The sequence below is a fragment of the Allobosea sp. P1_B10 genome, from assembly GCF_056406735.1.
The window spans coordinates 629,671-647,630 of the sequence record NZ_JBFTZP010000001.1; the positions used below are offsets into that span (position 1 = coordinate 629,671).

Genomic DNA, 17,960 nt, shown 5'->3' on the forward strand with positions numbered 1-17,960 from the left:
CGCTCTATCCAAAAATCGACTTCGCCGAAATTCAGGTCGCCGAAGGCTCCGGCGTCGAGCCATCTGAGTTCGAGGACGAGGAGCTTTGCTGACTGGTCGCGCCAGCCAGCCGAGCGTCCCCGAAAAAACTCAGCACCTCCTCCTTGATGCGAAGCAGGTCCGCCAATCCGACGTGGTCAAGAATGCCTGCCAGGTCATCGGGAAGGAGCGCGCGGGCGTAAGCGAAAATAGCGTCGGTGTTCTCGACAACCACCCAACCTCCGTCAGCCGAACGGGTCTGAATCACCGGTTCGCCGTGGGCGGCGTATTCCCGCATACGCGGCTCGCGGAAACTCAGGCTGTCGACGGACCTGCCAGCGAAAGGAACCGGCGAGAGCAGATCAAGGGTGCGCGAAGACATTAGGATTTCCAATCAGAAGGTTGCGGCGGCGAGCGTCGTGCTCGGCCTGGCGGTCGCGGATTTGGGAGGCGCGGGCAGACCGCCCAAATGCATCGGCGATCGCGGTTTTCGTCGCAGTGGCCATCTGGGCGCGTGCGTCATCAGGCGCTGTAGCGCCGGTCGGGATGATCATGGTGGTCCTTAGGGCTGGCCTGGGTCGGACTATGGGACGATGTCGACAAGCTCGGCCAACGCCGCGTTGACCTCCGTGTCTATTGCTGCCTTGATCAATTCAGGCGATTGTAGCGCCACTAGATGCGGCACAACATTCGCGCTGATTTTGCCAATCCGGTCGCGAACGATGCCGTACTCTTGGCGAACGGCGCTAATTACGTCGTCGATTTCAACGACTTTAGCGCTTTCGCGATCGTAGGCGAGCTGTCGCAATAGAGCCGCGTAGTTCTCAAGCACCCGTTCGGCTTCGGCTTTCGACCATAACTCCCGACCGTCAGCCGTCAGTAGTTTCGTAGCCAGAGTGTCAAGTTCACTGCTTTCGGGTTGACGAATACCATGGGCAACCAGCGCGGCGTCTGTGGCCAAAAAGTCCACGCCGCCGGCTTCCGAAAAAACCACCAGACCTCTTGTTTTCCAATCTGTTACGGTCTGCTTGGAGACGTTTTTATATCGCGCGTACGCAGCCTGGCTGCCATCCATCATCGTCAACCGTCAACCTCTTTTTCGAAGCTACGAATCCAGATAGCCCGGGGCTCCCCACCCGACAGTTTGAGGGGCCGCTGGGACGGGCCCCGTCCGAGGGGGGTCTGTTGCCGGACCGCAACTCGTCGTACCGGGCTCAGCTGCGGTCGAGCAGGAAGGCGTCCGACGGTCCTCCTTGGCGCCCTACACGCCTGGCGAGCCATGGGTGGCGTTGTGGTGGGCGATGACCTTCCTCCACGGGCTTGGGGTGGGCTCGGCCGGCGCGCCTCCTTGATGGGCCGCGCCGCTCGCACGCGCAATCACAGCGAGCCAGCTCGCCGTGATCTCGGCGGCTGCGGCAAGTGCATCCAAGCGTGCGCGTTCCAATAGCCGCTCCTCTGCCGCAGCGATTTCGGCAGAGCTGAATGGGCCGGTTGTTGAGCTGGGCGGCACGCCGCGCTGGGTCCTGGTGTCGATCATTAGCTGTTTCCAGATTGAAGGCGACGCCCGCAGGCGCCGCCGGGAGGGTCAATGGGCGAGGCTGTATTCGAACACCGGCTCGCGCTTGGGTGCCTCGGGCTGGGGCCGCAAGGGCGCGTCCAGCTTTGCGATGATGTCGTGCGGCGAGCCCCGGGTCGGTTCCCAAAAATCCTCCGAGCCCGCCCACAGGGCAGGCAGTCGCAGGGTCGAGTGGAGATCGTCCACACGCCAGCCTGCAAAGTCTGGCAAGACCTCCCGGCGAACGAACGTCTTGCACACGCAATCAAGCCAGCCGTGCTCCACGGCGAGGCTGCCACGCGGAACGTAGTTGGCACCGGCCATACGCATCGCGCGCCTTTCCTCGATGCTGCCGGCTTCGGCGTGGGGAACGACACGTGCCTGCTGATCGGGATCGAGAGGCTTGGAATCCGACGCGCCGGCCCACAGGCTGACGCGGTCCTCGCTGAGGACCGATGACCATTCGCGGGGGCTTGACCTGGTCGCCTCTACGTCCGGCAAGTTGTCTTCGTCTGTAATGTCGGCCCGGCTCGCCAAAACCGCGGCCTGCGCAGATGCCACCGCTCGGATAACAGTCCGAATTTCAGCGGCGGCCTTCGGATACAGCTCCGTCATAAGCGCCCGTGCGGCCGCCGTCTGCTTCACTGCCTCGGCGCGGCGCTTACGCTGAGCGGCGATCAGCGCCGGGTCGGTCGCCGCTTTGTGCCGGCGATCGAGGTCGGCAATCTTGGCGCGGCTGACGTCGGCGAGGCGTTGTGTTGCGGAACGGGCCTCGTCCAGTGTCTTGAGCTGGTCGGGCGTGGCGGTAAGCAGCGCGGCCTCGTACTCTGACTTCGCGGCCTCGACGGCGGCAAGGGCGGCAGCATCATCAGCACGAGCCGCTTCAAGGGCATCGGCCAACTGGCTTGGCGTCAGTTCGGGTTCGTTGAATCGGGACATTCTATCTCCGGAAAAATGGGCAGCCGGCCGCGCGCCGCGGACCGCGGGGGCATATCGGTGCGGGGGATGGGACGGCGCTGGGTGGCGGGTGGTCAGTGGCGCAGGCCGGGCGACATGCGCCGCGAAACGGCTTTCGCGCTAACGAGGCGGGCGCCCTCTCGGCGAGCAGCGCTATCTCGCTGCAGTGCGTGCCAGGTTGGAGATGAAGGCGGCGGCCGCGCGCGACGAGCGTTTGGTGCTGCGCGCTCGCCATTAGTCGTCGTCGTCAGCTTAGGCCGCGGCATCGATGTCGATCCCGCGAGAACGAAGGCGTGCCGCCGTGTACGCAACGATCTCTCCGATATCCGCAGCTATCGCGACCATTGGGAATGGCACCGGCAGTTCGTTGACGACCCGGGCCGCTGAGGGCGTATCCTGCACCAGGAAAGTTGACCCGGTAGGATAAAGCTCGCCGGGTTGACGGCCGACGTTACCCTCGTCGGTGTATCTACGAGCCATGCCGGCGGCAACCCGGACAGGCACGCCGTGATCGTTCAGAGCAGTGACGATTGCGATCTGTGTGACACGACGAATTGTCAGCAGCCTATTATCGCCGCTTCCAGACGATGCCTTATCGAGCGGACTCAGTGTTACAAGCCCGCGGTCTAGCCATTGCTGAAGAACAGCCGGAGCTAAGCCGGAAGCATAGGCCGCATCGCCGGTGCGGACGCGCGGTAGGTCAAGCGCGCTCATGGCGGCCTCCTCGAAATTTGCGATAGGGGTTTCGTTTGGGCAAGAATAACCCGGGCCGCCTGCGCCCCGCAGACGGCCCGGGTCTCGACGCCGCCCGTGAACAACCAGGCGGCGGAGAGGGAATTGGTGCGCCGAGCCGAAGCCAGGGCGCGTTGTCCGGGAGGACTGGGCAGGAAAACCCGCTCAAAGTGTTTGTTATTTACTTGGCAGAAAGTGCAGTCAGGCCGCGATTTGCATTTCCGCGGCATCCAGCTTCGCTTGCAGCTCTGCACACGCCGCGATGACAGCGGCCTTGCCGCACTCCTTGGCGTTCCGACCCTGCCTGCCGAGCGTCTTGCCTATTTCCTCGAAGCTCGCGGCACGCATGCAGGCATCGAGCACAGCGACGGATTGCAGCGAAAGTTGATGACGAAGGCGTCTCGCCTCGCGCCGAGCATCGATCGTGTCGTCCGGATCGGCTGGATGCGCTTCGGGCGGGGCTGGCGTCTTGATGCCGACTTGTTCTACCAGACGCTCCTTAGCCCGTACCCAGACGGGCACTACCCGATCGCGATACTTCTTCTCGCACCGATAGGCGGTCACCCTACCGACGCTCTGGCCGGATAGCCTAAGTCCGCCTATGCGAACAAGGATACCGTCGTCATTACGCTCCACATCACCACCTTGGATTACGAGCCGGCCCGGGGTCTTGACGTTCAGCCCGCATTCGGCAACCCACAGCATTTCGACACCGTCGAGCCGCTCCATGATTTCTTCGGGTGTCGGAAATATCTCATGGTCGCCGTCTGCCCGCTGGTTGTCATTTGCAGCGCCAAAATCCTCCGGGACGGCCGATACCCAGCCGGGTGCGTAGCAGTCCGCTTCCACCGCGGAGGCAAGCGAACGCCAAACAAGTAGAGGCTTTAGCTCATCCGCTAGTTCTCGATGCCGGGGGCGAGCCGGCCTAATCTTTCGCGGCAGAACGTTGTGGTCGAGGTCTGGCGCTATGCTTGCCCAAGCCGCAACAGTGGCGCGGTGTTCTGCCGGCGTTCGTGCGGGCGTGTTGTTGTTGTTCGAGGCATCTAGACCGGAAGTGAGCATTGCAAATTCCAAAACAGAGAACCGGCCTGCGAAATGCAGGTCGGCAGTCAGCTCATGTTTTTTGCTTTGCTTTGATTCGGAGCCATCATAGCGCCGAACCTGTTGGTATCTAGGCCTGTATAAGGGCGATTGTCAAGGATTATTTCAATAAATCAACGAGATATCTGTATTTTGGGGCTGCTCGCTGGACTGCAAGTGTTATGCGTCGCCATCCCGAATTGGCATCGCGACGACATCAGCCGTCGCCGGTTCTGATGGCATAACAACGTCGGGAACGTCTCCGCCCTCCTCGATCCTGCACGTGCCGCGGGTCTGGGTTTCCATCGGCAAGCTTCCGAGTTCTCGATGACCGCGGCCAAGGAGCGGCGTCTGCAGATCATCGACGAGACGAATCGTCAGCTATCGGGTCGCGGCGGCTACGGTCGCGGTTATCGCGAAGAACGCGTTTACCGTGAGGATCGCCGGTACGGCCCGCCGGCTGGTTTTGGTCGGGGGTACTACGATTAATTCAAAGGCGCTCTCTTCCGAGGGCTCCTTTTTTTGTTCTTCCACACACCCCGGACACCGGACAGATACGCCCGGTCTAAAGACCGGGGCTGTCCTGTCCGGATGTCCGGGTCTTAAATGTGCAGAGCCGGACAACGCCATGTCCAGCTTGTCCGGCTGTCCGGCTCCGTTGTCCGGCTTAGGCGGCCGGCCAGTACCATTCCGCGCCGTGGCAGACCCGGCCGGCGGCTAGCAGTGCGTCTTTGGCTCTCCGAAAAGATTTGCTCTTTGTGTCGGTTAGCACGTCGCCGGCAGCGTCATAACAACGCTGCCTCCAGGCCTCCTCTCCCACGACCATTTCACCGCCCGAAAGCAGGTCGTTGTCCGGCAATAGGCCCTCTTGCTCGATCGCCTTGAGCAGGTGAGCAAACGCCTCGTCTTGTTTCGTAGGCTTGACCGGTTCGGGCTCGCGGATGACGCCGGAAATGTTGCCAAGCTCCTTAGGTACGACGACGGGCGCGGTCGTAACGACCCCGTTCTTGTCGGTAGCAACCGCGACCGACGTCAGACCAAATGCTGCCACTGGGCCAGCCACGCCATCGTTCGTGCCGTCGCAGACCAGGGTGAAACCCTCCCCTGCCTTCCGCACAAAGAACGAAGTGTCGACGGCGCCATCCAAGTCGATTGCGCCCTTTCCACGCTCCTCAGTGCCCCAACCAGAATGGTGAATCACGGTCGTGTGGCAACCGAGGCTACGAGTGATTTCATCGACCGACTGGACGAACTTGCCCATGTCTTTCGACGCGTTCTGATCACCGCCGCCGAACACTCGGGACAGCGTGTCAATGATGACCCAAACGCACGGCAGGCCGCACTCGGCAGACGCCTGCTCGATGACCCCGGCCAGCGCCGCCGCGTCGAGGATGTTGCTCGTCATATCCAGTTTGCCGCCGACAACGACAAGAGGTAGCCCGGAAATGTCGTGATGCTTTCTGAAAGCCAGCATCCGACGCAGCGTCAGCGAGCGACGTTCTGCGGCGAAGTAAACGACCAGGCCCCTGGAGACCTCGTGCCCGTGCCAGGACCGCCCAGCAGCGACGTGACATGCCATATCGGTGACGATGACCGACTTGCCCGACCCTGGCTTCCCGACAACCACACTGAATTCGCCCTCGCCCAAAACGCCTTCGATGATCTCGACCTTAGGCAGTTCGGGGGCGATATCATCAAACCAAGTGAGTTCGAAACGCGGTCGCTTCTCAGTCGATCCGGGACAATTGTCGTTGTCACGCTGGGGCCACCAGTCCGGCAACGGGCCGGTTTTAAGCATGTCAGCACGGAGTTCAGATGTATGGGCGGCGCGTGCAGTTACGTCGGCCAGCATCTCAGCCAGTTGGGCCTCGATCTCGGCGCACTGCTCGGGCGTGGCATCTGGATCGTGCATCCACGTTGTGACGTATTTTTCATCATCATCGTCGAGGTGGATGTCTGTGATCGGTGGGAATTCAGGCTGCGGAGCGGTCAACGGCGTAATGCCCTTCAAAGGCCGCTATGGCGGCATTGGTGATGGATCGGTAAAGGTCAGGCGCGAAGTGAGCCGAGGTGTTTCCACCTACGGAAGGCGGCACCATCCGGAACGTGCCGTCGTCGCGTTGCCGCAAGCGGTAGCCAACCAACTTGGCATCTGGCGTCAGGCGGATTGCGAACCGAGCAACGATCCCCGAGCCGCCGCCGGGATCGGCGGTCGGTATGAAGTCTTCAATCCGCATCGGCGGACTCCTCAAATTGTTGGTTATCCGTTCGATTCCGCTATCCGGAACCGCATCTGTGCTCTCAGTCGGTGGGACAGGGGCCAAGCGAAACCATAGTAACGATATGGGACGAAAATCTGCCCACCCCTGCCCTATCTGGCTGATTTACTTAGGTTTCCGTGGTCCAGCTCTGGGCACCATTCCCCTGCTAAGGGGCTAACTAGCGAAGAAACTCAGCGAATCAGAGACTTGCAGGCACCGGTGATGCAGACCGGCGATGCAAGTGGTCCTATCGATGACGCGACCCTACAAGCACCCTAAGACCGGGACGTATTGGTTCCGGACGGCCGTCCCGAAAGAACTAAGTGGCGCCACGATATGCGTGGCATGATGGTACGCGCAGGGGGAGTAGATCCTGTGGGGCTTGCACCTGCCGCTTTCGTGCTTTGCGGGCATCTGCCGTCTGATGGCGCCGGAGTTCCTTGCCGGACGGTTGCCGACGCTAAAATGGATTAGGATCGGCCCGATCGTCGCCGGTGGTGTCAGCATTGGCGCAGGGCTCGCGGTCTTGAATCTGCCGGGATGCCCCGGCCGATCGCCTGGCCGGCGTAACCGGCTGCCTTCGGGCGTTTCTCCCCAAATATTGGGGTCTGCGCGCTTGCGTTTGCGGAGCCCTTTTTCGTTTGGAGCGCGCCGATGATTGAAGAGCCGCCCAGCCTTCATCCACGGTTCATAGGCAAACCATGATGACGACCCGCCGGCGGTTTCCGAAACGGCATCATGGAGATGAATATGCGTCTTATTCTTGTTGCCGGAGCAATGCTCGCTGCCCTTTCTGGGGCGCAGGCTCAGACCACGGGCGACTGGGTTCTGGCCCGCTGGAAGAACGGCCAGCATTGGTTCCCCGGCATCATCCAGAGCGTGTCCGGCGATCGCCTGACGATCAAGTATGACGACGGTGACCGGGAGACGATGAGCGTTGGCAGCGTGCGTCCTTACACCTGGGCTATCGGGTCTAAGGTCGAGTGCAATTTCAAAGGCACCGGCTGGTTTCCCGGAAAGATCACTGCGCTCAGCGCAGACCGTCTCTCAATCGCCTATGATGACGGCGATAAGGAGAACACCCGGACCGGGCGCTGCAGGTCGAACTGACTTTTCCAGTCACGATGCCGGTCATCCTTCGGGGTGGCCGGCCCTCTGTCTTGTGCCCGTTCCGGGAACGCCCAGGCCGTAGCTCAGGCCGGTCATCATAGATATTCGCCAGTTCGGATAGGGCGTCGCAACTCATGACCGTGGGGAAAACGGGGAGTACGTCAGCTAGCACTGACCAGCATGCCCTACCGCACGACATTTATCGGATAGGCAAGACGACGAGGGCTGGCGATCGAGCCTGCCCTCGCGCGTCGCTCAAGGAGCAGCCAGTTCTTCAGGGTCGTGGATATTGGCGATCATAGTGCATGTGATGTAGCCGCTGAGCAGCTTGTTGATCTGGCGATCCGTCGGGCCGGATTTGGTCTTGATGGACATCAAGCGCTTGCGGAGCGTTTCGCCATCCTCGCTGACCGACTGCGTGATGACCTTGGCATTCTTTCGAAATCGCACGGTCGAGTAGAGAGTCTTGGGCGGGATTCCCGCCGCGTCAAACACCGTCTTGTTCCACGTCGCGACATCCGGCAGTTCGATTTCGATAACAGGCATCAAGCAACTCCACATCAAACGGAGTGCCTCGCATAGACGCGGTGCTAATCAAAGAGAATTCTCCGGACGGCGACGCCGAGCAATTGTCTTTGGCGGAAGAGCGATGTCGGCTTCGCCCTATCTGAACTCGTGAAGTACAGTGGAGCGGCAATGTCGGAAACTCGTTCACATCGCGGTGTTGCCGTTGCGAGAGCATCTTGCGACGGTAGGCGTGAGCAGGACGCGCCGCGGACGGGAACCGCGGTATAATCCGTTGCTCGGGGCAAGAGCTCGTTGTGGCGGGATCACAGCATCATCCCATAAGAAAAGAGATGCGATACTCCTTATCCGAGTTTCCCGTGCATGGCTGATGCCCATGCCCCTCGCTAGAACAGGCGCTCGTTTGCCCGCCTCATGGTCGCCTGATGGTTCGATCCTCGCGATCCCGCAGGAAACACATTGCTGCCCAATCCCGAGCGCAGAAACCCGCTGGCAGCCAAGCGTCGCCTATGCCCTCTCCATCGGGAACCGGCTCCAGCGAGGTGCGTTTGGCGAAGGTCCTGCCTCGGAGCTCCATCCATGCCCTCTCCTGAACATGTACGTCCGCCCGTGCTGGATTTTACGCCCCATGTGATTGCCATCCGTCGCGAGGTCTCTGGTTACGGGATACGTTTTGGCCTGAGCGAGGCCGAGGATGCGCTCAAGCATGGGCCCGTCTTCAGCACTCTGCCCGAGGCGCTGGCATGGATCGACGCACTCGACGATACCCGAGCCCTCGGTCATGTCTCCGCCAAATCCCCGGTGATTGGCCCAGAGCACGCCGGTCTATAGGCCGTGCGCCGTCACCAGCTCGCGATTCGGCTGGCAGCCGCGGCCAATGGCAGCGGAATGGCAGATGCTAGTGAGCGCCAGCTCCCTGGTCGTCCGCGTGTCCCGGCCCGCATGGAACGCGGCTAGGCGAAAAACCTGCGCTTTTCCTCGATTGGCTGTGGAGGCAAAAATCTTTCCTCGCAGACGGCTTGTCAAAGCGCGCGGCAATCGGGCATAGAGCATCCAACGGAGACGTGGCCGAGAGGCTGAAGGCACTCGTTTGCTAAATGAGCATACCCCACAAGGGTATCGAGGGTTCGAATCCCTCCGTCTCCGCCATTCCAACCTACTGAAATCGCTGTAATCTGATTCAAGCGGCTCGGATTGCTCCGCGGTGCTTTCCTACGACGTTCGATGGGATCGTCCCGATATCAGGCTGCGCTCTGTCTGCATCCGGGCCGATGGCGTTGACGATCTCGTTGGAGTGCAGCCTCACGGCGAATGCCGTCCTCGCGTCCCGCAACAGTCCTCCGTCTTACTCACCAGCACAGCCTGTCCTGGTTAGGATGCGGGATGCGCGTACTCGAACAGCGGTCCAGCAAACTCCCGCATTCGGCATTGCGCACCACCGTATCCCTTCCCGGCCCGGCAGCTGAAACGTGTCGTCTTGCCTCCGAGAGCCCGAGGATGCGTGCTGATGCTGCCGCCGAGCCGATGACTTCGCACCGCTGAATTAGTGAGAGCCAGGACAGCGAGGGTTTCGATGTCCGACATCGAAACCCTCGCACCCGGGCGAAGTGTCGTTTCAGACCTGTGCCATGCCGCCATCGACGAATACTTCGCCGCCGGTCATGTAGCTGCTGTCCGAGGACGCCAGGAACGCGGCGACCGCCGCCATCTCAGCGGGCTCGCCGACGCGACCGAGCACGGTTTTCGCCCCCATTTCGTCCATGCCTTCATCCCCGAGCGCCGCCAGCGCCAGCTCCGTCTTGGTCGGACCCGGGGAAAGCACGTTGACGCGTATGCCGGTCCCACGCAGATCCAGCGCCCAGCTTCGCGCCAGATTCCGGACTGCTGCCTTGGTGGCGCTGTACACGCTGAACGCTGGGGTCCCCATCACCCCCGCGCTCGAACCGGTCAGGATGATCGAGGAGCCGGGCGCCATCAGCGGCAGCGCCGTCTGCACCGAAAATATCAGCCCCTTCACGTTCACGTCGAAAGCCTGATCATAGTGCTCGGTCGAGATCTCGCCGAGCGGCGCGAAGGATCCGGTGCCAGCATTCGCGAACAGAATGTCGAGCCCGCCGCGCTCTGCCTTGACGGTAGCGAAGAGCCGGTCGAGATCGGCCTGATCCGTCACCGAACCGCTGACTGCTCGCGCCGAGGCCCCCAACTGCGCGACGGCTGCGTCGAGCGCCTCCTGCCGCCGCCCGAAGATGTAGACGAATGCCCCCTCTTCGATGAATCTCTTGCCCGCAGCCAGACCGATGCCGCTTCCGCCGCCGGTTACCACTGCTGTCTTGCCTTGTAGCCTGCTCATGATGTGCTCCTTCATTGAGGTTGCACTGAGCTGGCGCGCTACCCACCTATCGACAAGTATGCACCTTTTGGTAAGTATCAGAAAATGTCAGATCGTTCATACACCGCTCCGCCAGACCGCCTGCCGCCTGCTCCGTCGGTACAAGGTTGCACGCCGAATTTGCCCGGCTTCACCTGCGGGCTCGACGCAACGCTGCGGGTCATCGCCGGCAAGTGGAAGCCGCTCATCCTATACTTCCTGGCGCAGGGCGGACCGACACGCTACGGCGAACTCAGGCGAGCCGTACGCGATGTCAGCGACAAGATGCTGATCCAGCAGCTCAAGGAGCTTGAGGCCGACGGTCTGGTGAAGCGGACCGACTACAAGGAGATCCCGCCGCGCGTGGACTACAGCCTCACGCCGCTGGGCCACAGCCTGGGCCACGCCCTCGTTCCGCTGTGCTCATGGGACACGGCGAACATGGCCGAGGTCAGCCGCGTTTTTGCGCAGCGCGAGGCGCTCAGCAGCCGGGGCGCTGAGCCAAAACGGACGGGAGCAGCGGCATCCCGGATGTAAGCGCAATCCGCGATCTCCTGCGCCGAGCGCGCGGCTCCGCCCTCTCGCGAGATTGGCGAGGATCATCCAGGGATCACCTGGTCTCGAGTTGTCGCTCCGCCTGCCCGATTAGGTCGAGGCAACCGGCGGCGTCTCCGCTGCTGTCGCGCGCGCGGGCCTCATTCAGCTTAGCCCTTGCCTGCATCACGAGGTCGCCGCCACCGCCAGCGTCTGCAGCCTGCTTGGTGGCCTGTGCCTCCTTGCCGGCGGGCTGGAACGGCGGGACGCTCTGCGCCTCGACAGGCTTGCCTTCCGTGCGCGATTGCATGGCCTGGCTCTCGCGCGCCGCGGCTACGCCCTGCCCGCCGGACGACGCCGAACTCGCAGCCTCGCCCGCCTGGTTGAGCCGAATTTCCAGTGCGCTCATCCGCTCGGTGCAGGTCGACGCCGAGGCCAGACCTGCAAGAGCGAAATGGAAGGCCGCGATGGCGATGGCAATGCAACGCGTGATCATCGCGCGCCTCCCGCTCAAGCGCCTAGTTGGTCCCGGATCGGCAACTGCCTGATCCGCTTGCCGGTGGCTGCAAACACCGCATTGGCGATAGCCGGCGCGATGGGCGGCAGGCCGGGTTCGCCGACACCGCCAAGCGGCCGCTCATAGTCGGTGGTCGGAAGGAGATGGACGCGGATATCGCGCGGCGCTGAATCGATGCGGGTTAGCTCGTAGCTGTCGAAATTATCCTGTTCGGCGCGACCGTTCCTGAAAGAGATCTCGGCCGAGCTTGCAATGCCGGCGCCCATGACCACCGCTCCCTCCATCTGGGAGCGGACGCGATCGGGATTGACCATCGGCCCGCAGTCGATCGCGATGTCGACGCGCGGGATCGACAGCTTGCCGCGCTCGCCCACCGTCACCTCGACAGCCGCAGCGATGTAACTGACGAAGCTGTAGTGCCCGGCGATGCCGAGCCCGCTGCCCTTCGAAAGGCTGCGCCCCCAACCGATGCCGCTCGCGGCCGTCTCGATGACGCGGCGCAGGCGACCCGTATCGATCGGGTAGCGTTCGGGATCCTCGCCATGGTTCCAGACGTCGCCGATCTTGGTGGGATCGATCAGCCGCGCCGGACCGATCAACTCCAGCAGGAAGTCCTTGGGGTCGCGGCCCGCCGCATGGGCGAGTTCGGCGACGAAGGACTGCACGGCGAAGGCATGGGGGATGTTGGACACTGCCCTGTACCAGCCAATGCGGACATGGGCGGGCGCCTCCGGGTTTTCGGCCCGGATATTGGGGATGGCGAAGGGCAGGTTGACCAGACCCATGCCGAGTTCGAAGGGCAGTTCATGCTTGGGATCAGGCACGAAGATCGAGCCGATCGTCGGTGCCGCGCTGCGATGCAGCCAGGCGGTGACCTTGCCGGTGCTGTCGAGCCCTGCTTCGAGTCGCTCGACCGAAACCGTGTGGTAATAGCCGTGATGAAGGTCGTCCTCGCGCGTCCACATCAGCTTGACCGGCGCACCGTCCATCGCCTTCGAGCACAGGCCGGCCTCGATCACGAAATCAGGTTTGGACTTCCGGCCGAAGCCGCCGCCGAGCAGCGTTACGTTGACCTTGACCTTGTCTTCCGCCAGGCCGAGACGCTGGGCGAGGCGCGCCCGCGTCACCTGCGGCGCCTGGGTGCAGGCCCAGGCCTCGGCGGAGCCAGCGACGATGCGCACCAGCGCCGCCGGCGGCTCCATCGGCGATTGCGCGAGATGAGGTATGTAGTACTCGGCCGAAACGCGCTTGTCGGCCGCCGCCAGGGCGCGGTCGACGTCCCCCTCGTTGCGGACGACCTTGGCGGGTTGGCGCGCCGCCTCGCTGAGGCGGGCTCGGTAGGTGTCGGAGGAGTAGACGGCGTTGGGGCCGTCCTCCCAAGTGATCTTCAGAGCTTCGCGGCCCTTGATCGCGGCCCAACTGTTGCGCGCGATGACCGCAATGCCGCCGATCGGCTCGAACTCAGACGGAATCGCCGGAGGGTCGATCGCGATGATCTTGACGACGCCTGGCACCTTGAGCGCCTCGGCCGCATCATGCGACAGGACCTTTCCGCCATAGACCGGCGGGCGGGCGACAACAGCGTAGAACATTCCCTCAGCCCGGGCATCGATGCCATAGATCGCCTTGCCGGTGGTGATGTCGTGGTTGTCGACGAGGCCGATTGTGTCCTTGCCGATGAAGCGGAAGGCGGACGCCGGCTTGAGCTTCAGATTGCTGCGGTCAGGTACCGGCAGGGCAGCGGCTGCCTTGGCCAGAGCGCCATAGCCGACGCTGCGGCCGCTGGCAGCATGAAGAATCGCGTGATTGCCGGCGCGCAGCTCAGCCACGGGAACGCCCCACTGGGCTGCGGCCGCCTGCTCCAGCATCACGCGCGCGGCTGCGCCGGCGCGGCGCAACGGCATGAACCAGTGGCGCAGGCTGCGCGAGCCGTCCGTATCCTGGTTGCCGAAGCGCTCTTCGTCCGCCCAGGCCTGCACGACCCGGATCCGGGCCCAGTCCGCCTCGAGTTCGTCGGCAACCGCCATGGCGAGCGAGGTGCGTACCCCCTGCCCCATCTCCGAGCGATGGCAGGTAATCGTGACCGTGCCGTCCTCGGCCAAGGCGATGAAGACAGCCGGATCATCGCGCCAGCCATGGGGCATCCCATCGGCGCCGAATTTCTTGTCCTGCGCGGGCGAGGCTGAAGGCAGCCCCGCGGCCAGCACGAAGACGCCAGCGCCCAAGCCCTGCACGACGGCGCGGCGGCTGACATTGGCCAGGATGTTGCCGGGGTCTGGAACATGTCTCGTCATGGACGTGCTCCCTTCGCTGCCTGCTTGATCGCGGCTCGTATGCGCGGATAGGTGCCGCAGCGGCATAGATTGCCGCTCATCGCGCTGTCGATATCCTCGTCGCTCGGGTTCGGCGTGTCCTTCAGCAGAGAGCTGGCCTGCATGATCTGGCCGGGCTGGCAGTAACCGCACTGCGAGACGTTGAGGTCGCGCCAGGCCGCCTGCACCGGATGGTTGCCATCGGCAGACAGGCCCTCGATGGTCGTCACCGTGAGCCCCGCAGCGGCGGAGACCGGAGTCTGGCAGGCTCGTACGGCCGCTCCATCGAGATGGATCGTGCAGGCTCCACAGGCCGCGACACCGCATCCGAACTTGGTGCCGGTCAGGCCGAGCTCGTCCCGTAGGTACCAGAGCAACGGCATCTCAGGGTCGCCATCGTAGCGACGCTCGGTTCCATTCACGACGAAGACGGTCATCAGTATCTCCTTCTTCGCTCGCTGGAAGGCCAGGGATGTCCATGACGCGCGATAGCAAGGCTCTGAGCAGGCTATGCAACGCCCATGAGCGACAGAACGCAAGCCGCGTTTGCGTTTGCCGTGACAACCGCGTGCTCAAATGCTGGTCAGGCGGGCCGTGAGACCTGCAGCGAGGCTTCGCCACGGCAGCGTGGGTTCACGCCCGGACACACCGGCAGTGCTGCTTTTCACCGCGGATGTTGTGGGCCACGCCTGGCGCTCGCCAGTTGGTCTTCCGCGTCGATCATGCGGACAATCAGTTGCTGGACGCCCTCGCCTCGCGCGCCTTCGGTAACCAGGTCGACCTCGTCCTTCAGCGACGGGATCGCGTTGGCGACGGCCACGCGGTAGCCGCAGGCGCTGATGAAGGAATGATCGTTCTCGGCGTCGCCGATACCAATGACGCCGGTCACGTCGAGGCCCAACCGCTTGAGCGCCTCGGCCAGGCCGGTCGCCTTGTTCACCGCGCTCGGGAGGATCATGACGGCCTCCTTGTTGAACACGATATGGAGCTCCAGGCCCAGATCCCGGATAGCCTCGAGCGCCTCGACCTCGTTGGGCTTCCAGAGCGCAATGATGGAGCGCCCGACCGAGATATTGGGAACGCCAGCCGCCTTCAGGCGGTTGACCAGCTCCAACGAGGGCCCCCCCGACAGGACCGCTTCGAGCTTGTCAGCCGGGTCGTACAATACGGCCCCGTTCTCGGCGACGACGAGATCGAACAAGTCGAGCCGCATACAGACGCGAACCAGATCGTCCAGCTCTCGCCCCGTCACCAGGATCAGCTTGCGGCCTGACGCCCGAAGCCTCTCCAACGCGAGGTTCGTCTCGTCGTCCACGATCCCGTCTCGGGCGATCGTCCCGTCATAGTCGGTGGCCAGCGCCTGGAACCGCATGAATCAACCCGCCGTGTTCGTGAACGAGGCATTGCCGAGGCCGGTGCCGATCGTGATCGCAGCCCAACGCTTGACGTCCGACATGAAGGGACGCTGGGACATCCCCTGCACGACCGCATCGTTGTGCATCACGACGACCGTGTCGTGATCTCCGATCCTGGGGATCGCAGCGGCGAGCACCTTGGGCAGGTTGAACCTGCTGTCGTCCCAATTGCCGCCGGGCAGATTCATGCCGCCGCGGGAAATCGTGCCGTCGGCCTCGATGACGCCGGGGCAGCCGACACCGATGAACGGGGCAAGGCTCAGACCCGCCTTCCCGGCCCGCGCGATGAATTCCTGAAGGGCCTCGACGAGCCAGTCCACCGCTTTCGTTCGCCGGACCTCCTCGTCAGCATGCCGCCAGAGGTCCGACTTCCAGACGGCCGCCTTGGACAGGTCCGCGGCATCTTTCAGCTGCGGCAGCACGACGCCTGCGCGAATGTTGCTGCCTCCGATATCTGCCGCCAGGATCGCATCGTGCCCCTTGAACATCCAGGACGGCATAAGATGGAGGGCGCCGATGAGTCCGGCCTCGTCAGGGTGATGTCGGATCGGGGCAAGATCCACGCCGATTCCGCGCGACTTGAGGCGTAACGATGCAGCGGCGATGGTTCGCTCGCCGACAACCCCTTCCTTGAAGCCGCCACCTACCACGATACGTTCAACGCCGGCCCAGTTCTTGTCCTTCAGAAATCTCTGGAGCACGTCGGCGATGTCGTTCGAGAATTGATCGATCGCCGTCTGCACGACAGCCGCAGCCAACGGCTCTTCGCCATTGAGCAGGGTGCCGAGTTGCTTCTTGCTGAATTCAGCCGTGGAGACATCGCCCAGAGGGTCGGCGCCGAATTTCGCGAGATCCTGGCGAAGCTTCTCTATCGTTTCGAGGAATGCGCCTTTGCGGACCCGATTATTGGCGATCTCGCCCTGATGCTTCACGTCGAGATTGTAGTTCTCGACACTTGCAGCCGGAAGCGAGCTCGCGCCATGGCCCAGCAATCTGTCATCCGCCATTCGCAAGCCCCCTCCGCGACATGGATCAGCCGCGAAACAGCAACGGACTGCCGCTGCCCAGGTTCCCCGTGGTGGCCGGCCATCGCGCGGGCGGACCATCGTGGTCCCGTTCCCCGAGCACTATCCATCCCGAGTTAGCCCGGCGAACATCGCCGCGGCATGCGCGAAACTCATGTATAGCCGAAAGCAATCACCAAGAAACGGCAACCACGCTAGAATTGATCGGGAAACAATAAGGCTATCACTTCCTATATTGTCTTCTGATCTTTAACCTGACGCAGTCCGCGAACCTGATTGAAAAAGTGACATCTTGGCACAGCGCCCCACCGCCAGCCAGAACGCGCGCCCCTCAAAAGCCGGATAGCCTTCGGATTGCGAATTCTTCCGCGAGATGAACAAACAATACGCTCCCGTACTACCCCTGACTTTCGGGCAGACCGACACTCTCCGTCTGTTTTGCATCAGACATGATGGTCAAACCTGAATTGCTCTGACATTCTGTGCGCAGCTCCCAGCAGAGGAGCACCCCAGGAGAGGAATTTATCATGGAACGCAGAGACTTGCTTAAAGGCATAGGCGCCGTGTCCGCGATGATCGTCGCCCCTGCTATCGGTCGAGCGCAATCCGTGCCGACACTTGTCGGCGCCGTGCAGTTTGGCGACGCGCACCCGTTCACGCAGGGACTTCTCAAGTTCGAGGAGCGCGTGAAGGCTCTCTACAACAAGCCGATCAACTTCACGCTCCACAAGGATTCCTCTCTCGGGCTCGAGAAGCAATATTTCGAATACATGGCGCAGGGAAAGAACGTCGACTATGCGGTGGTGTCCCCCGCCCATATGTCGACCTTCGCCAAGGCCGCGCCCTTCATCGACGCCCCGTTCGTGTTCCGCGATTTCGCGCATATGGAAGCGGTGGTGAACAAGGGGCTGCTGAACCCCATCGCCGACGAAATCGAGAAAAAGGCCGGCGTTCGGCTGATCGGTTATGGTGGAGGCGGCGTCCGCAACCTGTTTGCCAACAAGCCCTTGAAGAGCGTCGCGGAGCTCAAGAGCCTCAAGGTGCGCGTGCAGGGTGCGCCGATCTGGTCCCGCAGCTTCTCGGCGATCGGCATGTCCCCGACCGTGATCGCCTATAACGAGATCTACAACGCCATCCAGAACAACGTCATCTCGGCCGCCGAAAACGAGTCCGCAGGCATCGAGCAGATGAAGTTCTACGAAGTCGCGCCGAATATCCTCATGACCCAGCACGCCGTGTCGGTCCGGCCGATATGCTTCTCGATGAAGACGATGGCGACCCTGCCCAAGGATCTGCAGGACGCCGTGATCCAGGCCGGCAAGGAAGCGGCCGACTATGAGCGCAAGGTCGAATCCGGCGGCGATTCCGAAATCCTCGCCCGGCTCGAAGCGGCAGGCAGGCTGAAGCGCATACCGTTCGAGGACCGCGCCAACATGCAGAAGCTCGCCGAGCCCGTCATGCAGGCCTACGCGAAGGAAGTCGACGCCACCGGCATCCATACCGCCATCGCGGGCGTTTAACTCATCGGCCCTGGGCGCCAGCGCGTTCAGG

Annotated in this window: 20 protein-coding genes and 1 tRNA gene; 6 read left to right on the forward strand and 15 right to left on the reverse strand. The window is 62.7% G+C overall.

From position 1 onward, the window contains the following. Nucleotides 1-31: 31 nt before the first annotated feature. From AC1D2L_RS03170 to AC1D2L_RS03195, 6 genes are all read right to left on the reverse strand, one after another. Nucleotides 32-400 carry a hypothetical protein gene (locus AC1D2L_RS03170; protein WP_476844354.1) on the reverse strand — a complete coding sequence of 123 codons (369 nt, stop codon included), beginning with the start codon at nt 398-400 and terminating at the stop codon, nt 32-34. 201 nt (nt 401-601) lie between these two features. Continuing rightward, the gene (locus tag AC1D2L_RS03175; RefSeq protein ID WP_476844355.1) at nt 602-1,102 is read right to left on the reverse strand and encodes a hypothetical protein; all 501 of its coding nucleotides are present in this window, start codon (nt 1,100-1,102) and stop codon (nt 602-604) included. A gap of 177 nt (nt 1,103-1,279) precedes the next feature. After that, a complete protein-coding gene (locus tag AC1D2L_RS03180) occupies nt 1,280-1,555 on the reverse strand; it encodes a hypothetical protein (protein WP_476844356.1) in 276 nt (91 codons plus the stop codon). A 48-nt stretch (nt 1,556-1,603) separates the two neighbouring features. Next, nucleotides 1,604-2,512: a hypothetical protein gene (locus tag AC1D2L_RS03185; protein ID WP_476844357.1), complete on the reverse strand. Its 909-nt coding sequence runs from the start codon at nt 2,510-2,512 to the stop codon at nt 1,604-1,606. A 270-nt stretch (nt 2,513-2,782) separates the two neighbouring features. Next, entirely contained in the window at nt 2,783-3,244 is a 462-nt protein-coding gene (locus tag AC1D2L_RS03190; protein ID WP_476844358.1) for a hypothetical protein, read from the reverse strand. A gap of 219 nt (nt 3,245-3,463) precedes the next feature. Next, nucleotides 3,464-3,991 (reverse strand): hypothetical protein, encoded by a 528-nt coding sequence (locus AC1D2L_RS03195; protein ID WP_476844359.1) that lies wholly within the window; start codon nt 3,989-3,991, stop codon nt 3,464-3,466. Between the two features lie 678 nt (nt 3,992-4,669). On the opposite strand from AC1D2L_RS03195, the gene AC1D2L_RS03200 reads away from it, so the two are divergent. Then, the gene (locus tag AC1D2L_RS03200) at nt 4,670-4,831 is read left to right on the forward strand and encodes a hypothetical protein (RefSeq protein WP_476844360.1); all 162 of its coding nucleotides are present in this window, start codon (nt 4,670-4,672) and stop codon (nt 4,829-4,831) included. 178 nt (nt 4,832-5,009) lie between these two features. Here AC1D2L_RS03200 and AC1D2L_RS03205 read toward each other — a convergent pair whose 3' ends face one another. Both AC1D2L_RS03205 and AC1D2L_RS03210 read right to left on the reverse strand, forming a co-directional pair. Continuing rightward, entirely contained in the window at nt 5,010-6,335 is a 1,326-nt protein-coding gene (locus AC1D2L_RS03205) for an AAA family ATPase (protein WP_476844361.1), read from the reverse strand. After that, on the reverse strand, nt 6,316-6,579 hold the full coding sequence (locus tag AC1D2L_RS03210) for a hypothetical protein (RefSeq protein ID WP_476844362.1): 264 nt from the start codon (nt 6,577-6,579) through the stop codon (nt 6,316-6,318). The genes AC1D2L_RS03205 and AC1D2L_RS03210 overlap by 20 nt, the downstream gene beginning before the upstream one ends. 762 nt (nt 6,580-7,341) lie before the next feature. On the opposite strand from AC1D2L_RS03210, the gene AC1D2L_RS03215 reads away from it, so the two are divergent. Then, a complete protein-coding gene (locus tag AC1D2L_RS03215; RefSeq protein WP_476844363.1) occupies nt 7,342-7,713 on the forward strand; it encodes a tudor domain-containing protein in 372 nt (123 codons plus the stop codon). A gap of 255 nt (nt 7,714-7,968) precedes the next feature. Here AC1D2L_RS03215 and AC1D2L_RS03220 read toward each other — a convergent pair whose 3' ends face one another. Then, nucleotides 7,969-8,259 (reverse strand): hypothetical protein, encoded by a 291-nt coding sequence (locus AC1D2L_RS03220; RefSeq protein WP_476844364.1) that lies wholly within the window; start codon nt 8,257-8,259, stop codon nt 7,969-7,971. 558 nt (nt 8,260-8,817) lie between these two features. On the opposite strand from AC1D2L_RS03220, the gene AC1D2L_RS03225 reads away from it, so the two are divergent. Together AC1D2L_RS03225 and AC1D2L_RS03230 are read left to right on the forward strand one after the other, a co-directional pair. Then, nucleotides 8,818-9,069, forward strand: a complete 252-nt coding sequence (locus AC1D2L_RS03225) for a hypothetical protein (RefSeq protein WP_476844365.1) — start codon at nt 8,818-8,820, stop codon at nt 9,067-9,069. Nucleotides 9,070-9,296: 227 nt separating this feature from the next. Further along, nucleotides 9,297-9,387, forward strand: a tRNA-Ser gene (locus AC1D2L_RS03230). A 466-nt stretch (nt 9,388-9,853) separates the two neighbouring features. Here AC1D2L_RS03230 and AC1D2L_RS03235 read toward each other — a convergent pair. Continuing rightward, nucleotides 9,854-10,588, reverse strand: a complete 735-nt coding sequence (locus AC1D2L_RS03235; RefSeq protein WP_476844662.1) for an SDR family NAD(P)-dependent oxidoreductase — start codon at nt 10,586-10,588, stop codon at nt 9,854-9,856. A gap of 159 nt (nt 10,589-10,747) precedes the next feature. Between AC1D2L_RS03235 and AC1D2L_RS03240 the strand changes: the two genes are divergently transcribed. Continuing rightward, nucleotides 10,748-11,143 (forward strand): winged helix-turn-helix transcriptional regulator, encoded by a 396-nt coding sequence (locus AC1D2L_RS03240; protein ID WP_476844663.1) that lies wholly within the window; start codon nt 10,748-10,750, stop codon nt 11,141-11,143. Nucleotides 11,144-11,216: 73 nt separating this feature from the next. On the opposite strand, the gene AC1D2L_RS03245 is transcribed toward AC1D2L_RS03240, so the two are convergent. From AC1D2L_RS03245 to AC1D2L_RS03265, 5 genes are all read right to left on the reverse strand, one after another. Then, on the reverse strand, nt 11,217-11,636 hold the full coding sequence (locus tag AC1D2L_RS03245) for a hypothetical protein (RefSeq protein ID WP_476844366.1): 420 nt from the start codon (nt 11,634-11,636) through the stop codon (nt 11,217-11,219). A 14-nt stretch (nt 11,637-11,650) separates the two neighbouring features. Next, entirely contained in the window at nt 11,651-13,951 is a 2,301-nt protein-coding gene (locus AC1D2L_RS03250) for a xanthine dehydrogenase family protein molybdopterin-binding subunit (RefSeq protein ID WP_476844367.1), read from the reverse strand. Continuing rightward, nucleotides 13,948-14,406 (reverse strand): (2Fe-2S)-binding protein, encoded by a 459-nt coding sequence (locus AC1D2L_RS03255; protein ID WP_476844368.1) that lies wholly within the window; start codon nt 14,404-14,406, stop codon nt 13,948-13,950. The genes AC1D2L_RS03250 and AC1D2L_RS03255 overlap by 4 nt, the downstream gene beginning before the upstream one ends. Nucleotides 14,407-14,633: 227 nt before the next feature. After that, entirely contained in the window at nt 14,634-15,341 is a 708-nt protein-coding gene (locus AC1D2L_RS03260) for an HAD family hydrolase (protein ID WP_476844369.1), read from the reverse strand. A 3-nt stretch (nt 15,342-15,344) separates the two neighbouring features. Next, nucleotides 15,345-16,391, reverse strand: a complete 1,047-nt coding sequence (locus AC1D2L_RS03265) for an ROK family protein (RefSeq protein ID WP_476844664.1) — start codon at nt 16,389-16,391, stop codon at nt 15,345-15,347. A gap of 626 nt (nt 16,392-17,017) precedes the next feature. Here AC1D2L_RS03265 and AC1D2L_RS03270 point away from each other — a divergent pair. After that, complete coding sequence (locus AC1D2L_RS03270) at nt 17,018-17,929, forward strand: TRAP transporter substrate-binding protein (RefSeq protein WP_476844370.1); 912 nt, start codon at nt 17,018-17,020, stop codon at nt 17,927-17,929. The last annotated feature ends 31 nt before the right edge of the window (nt 17,930-17,960 follow it).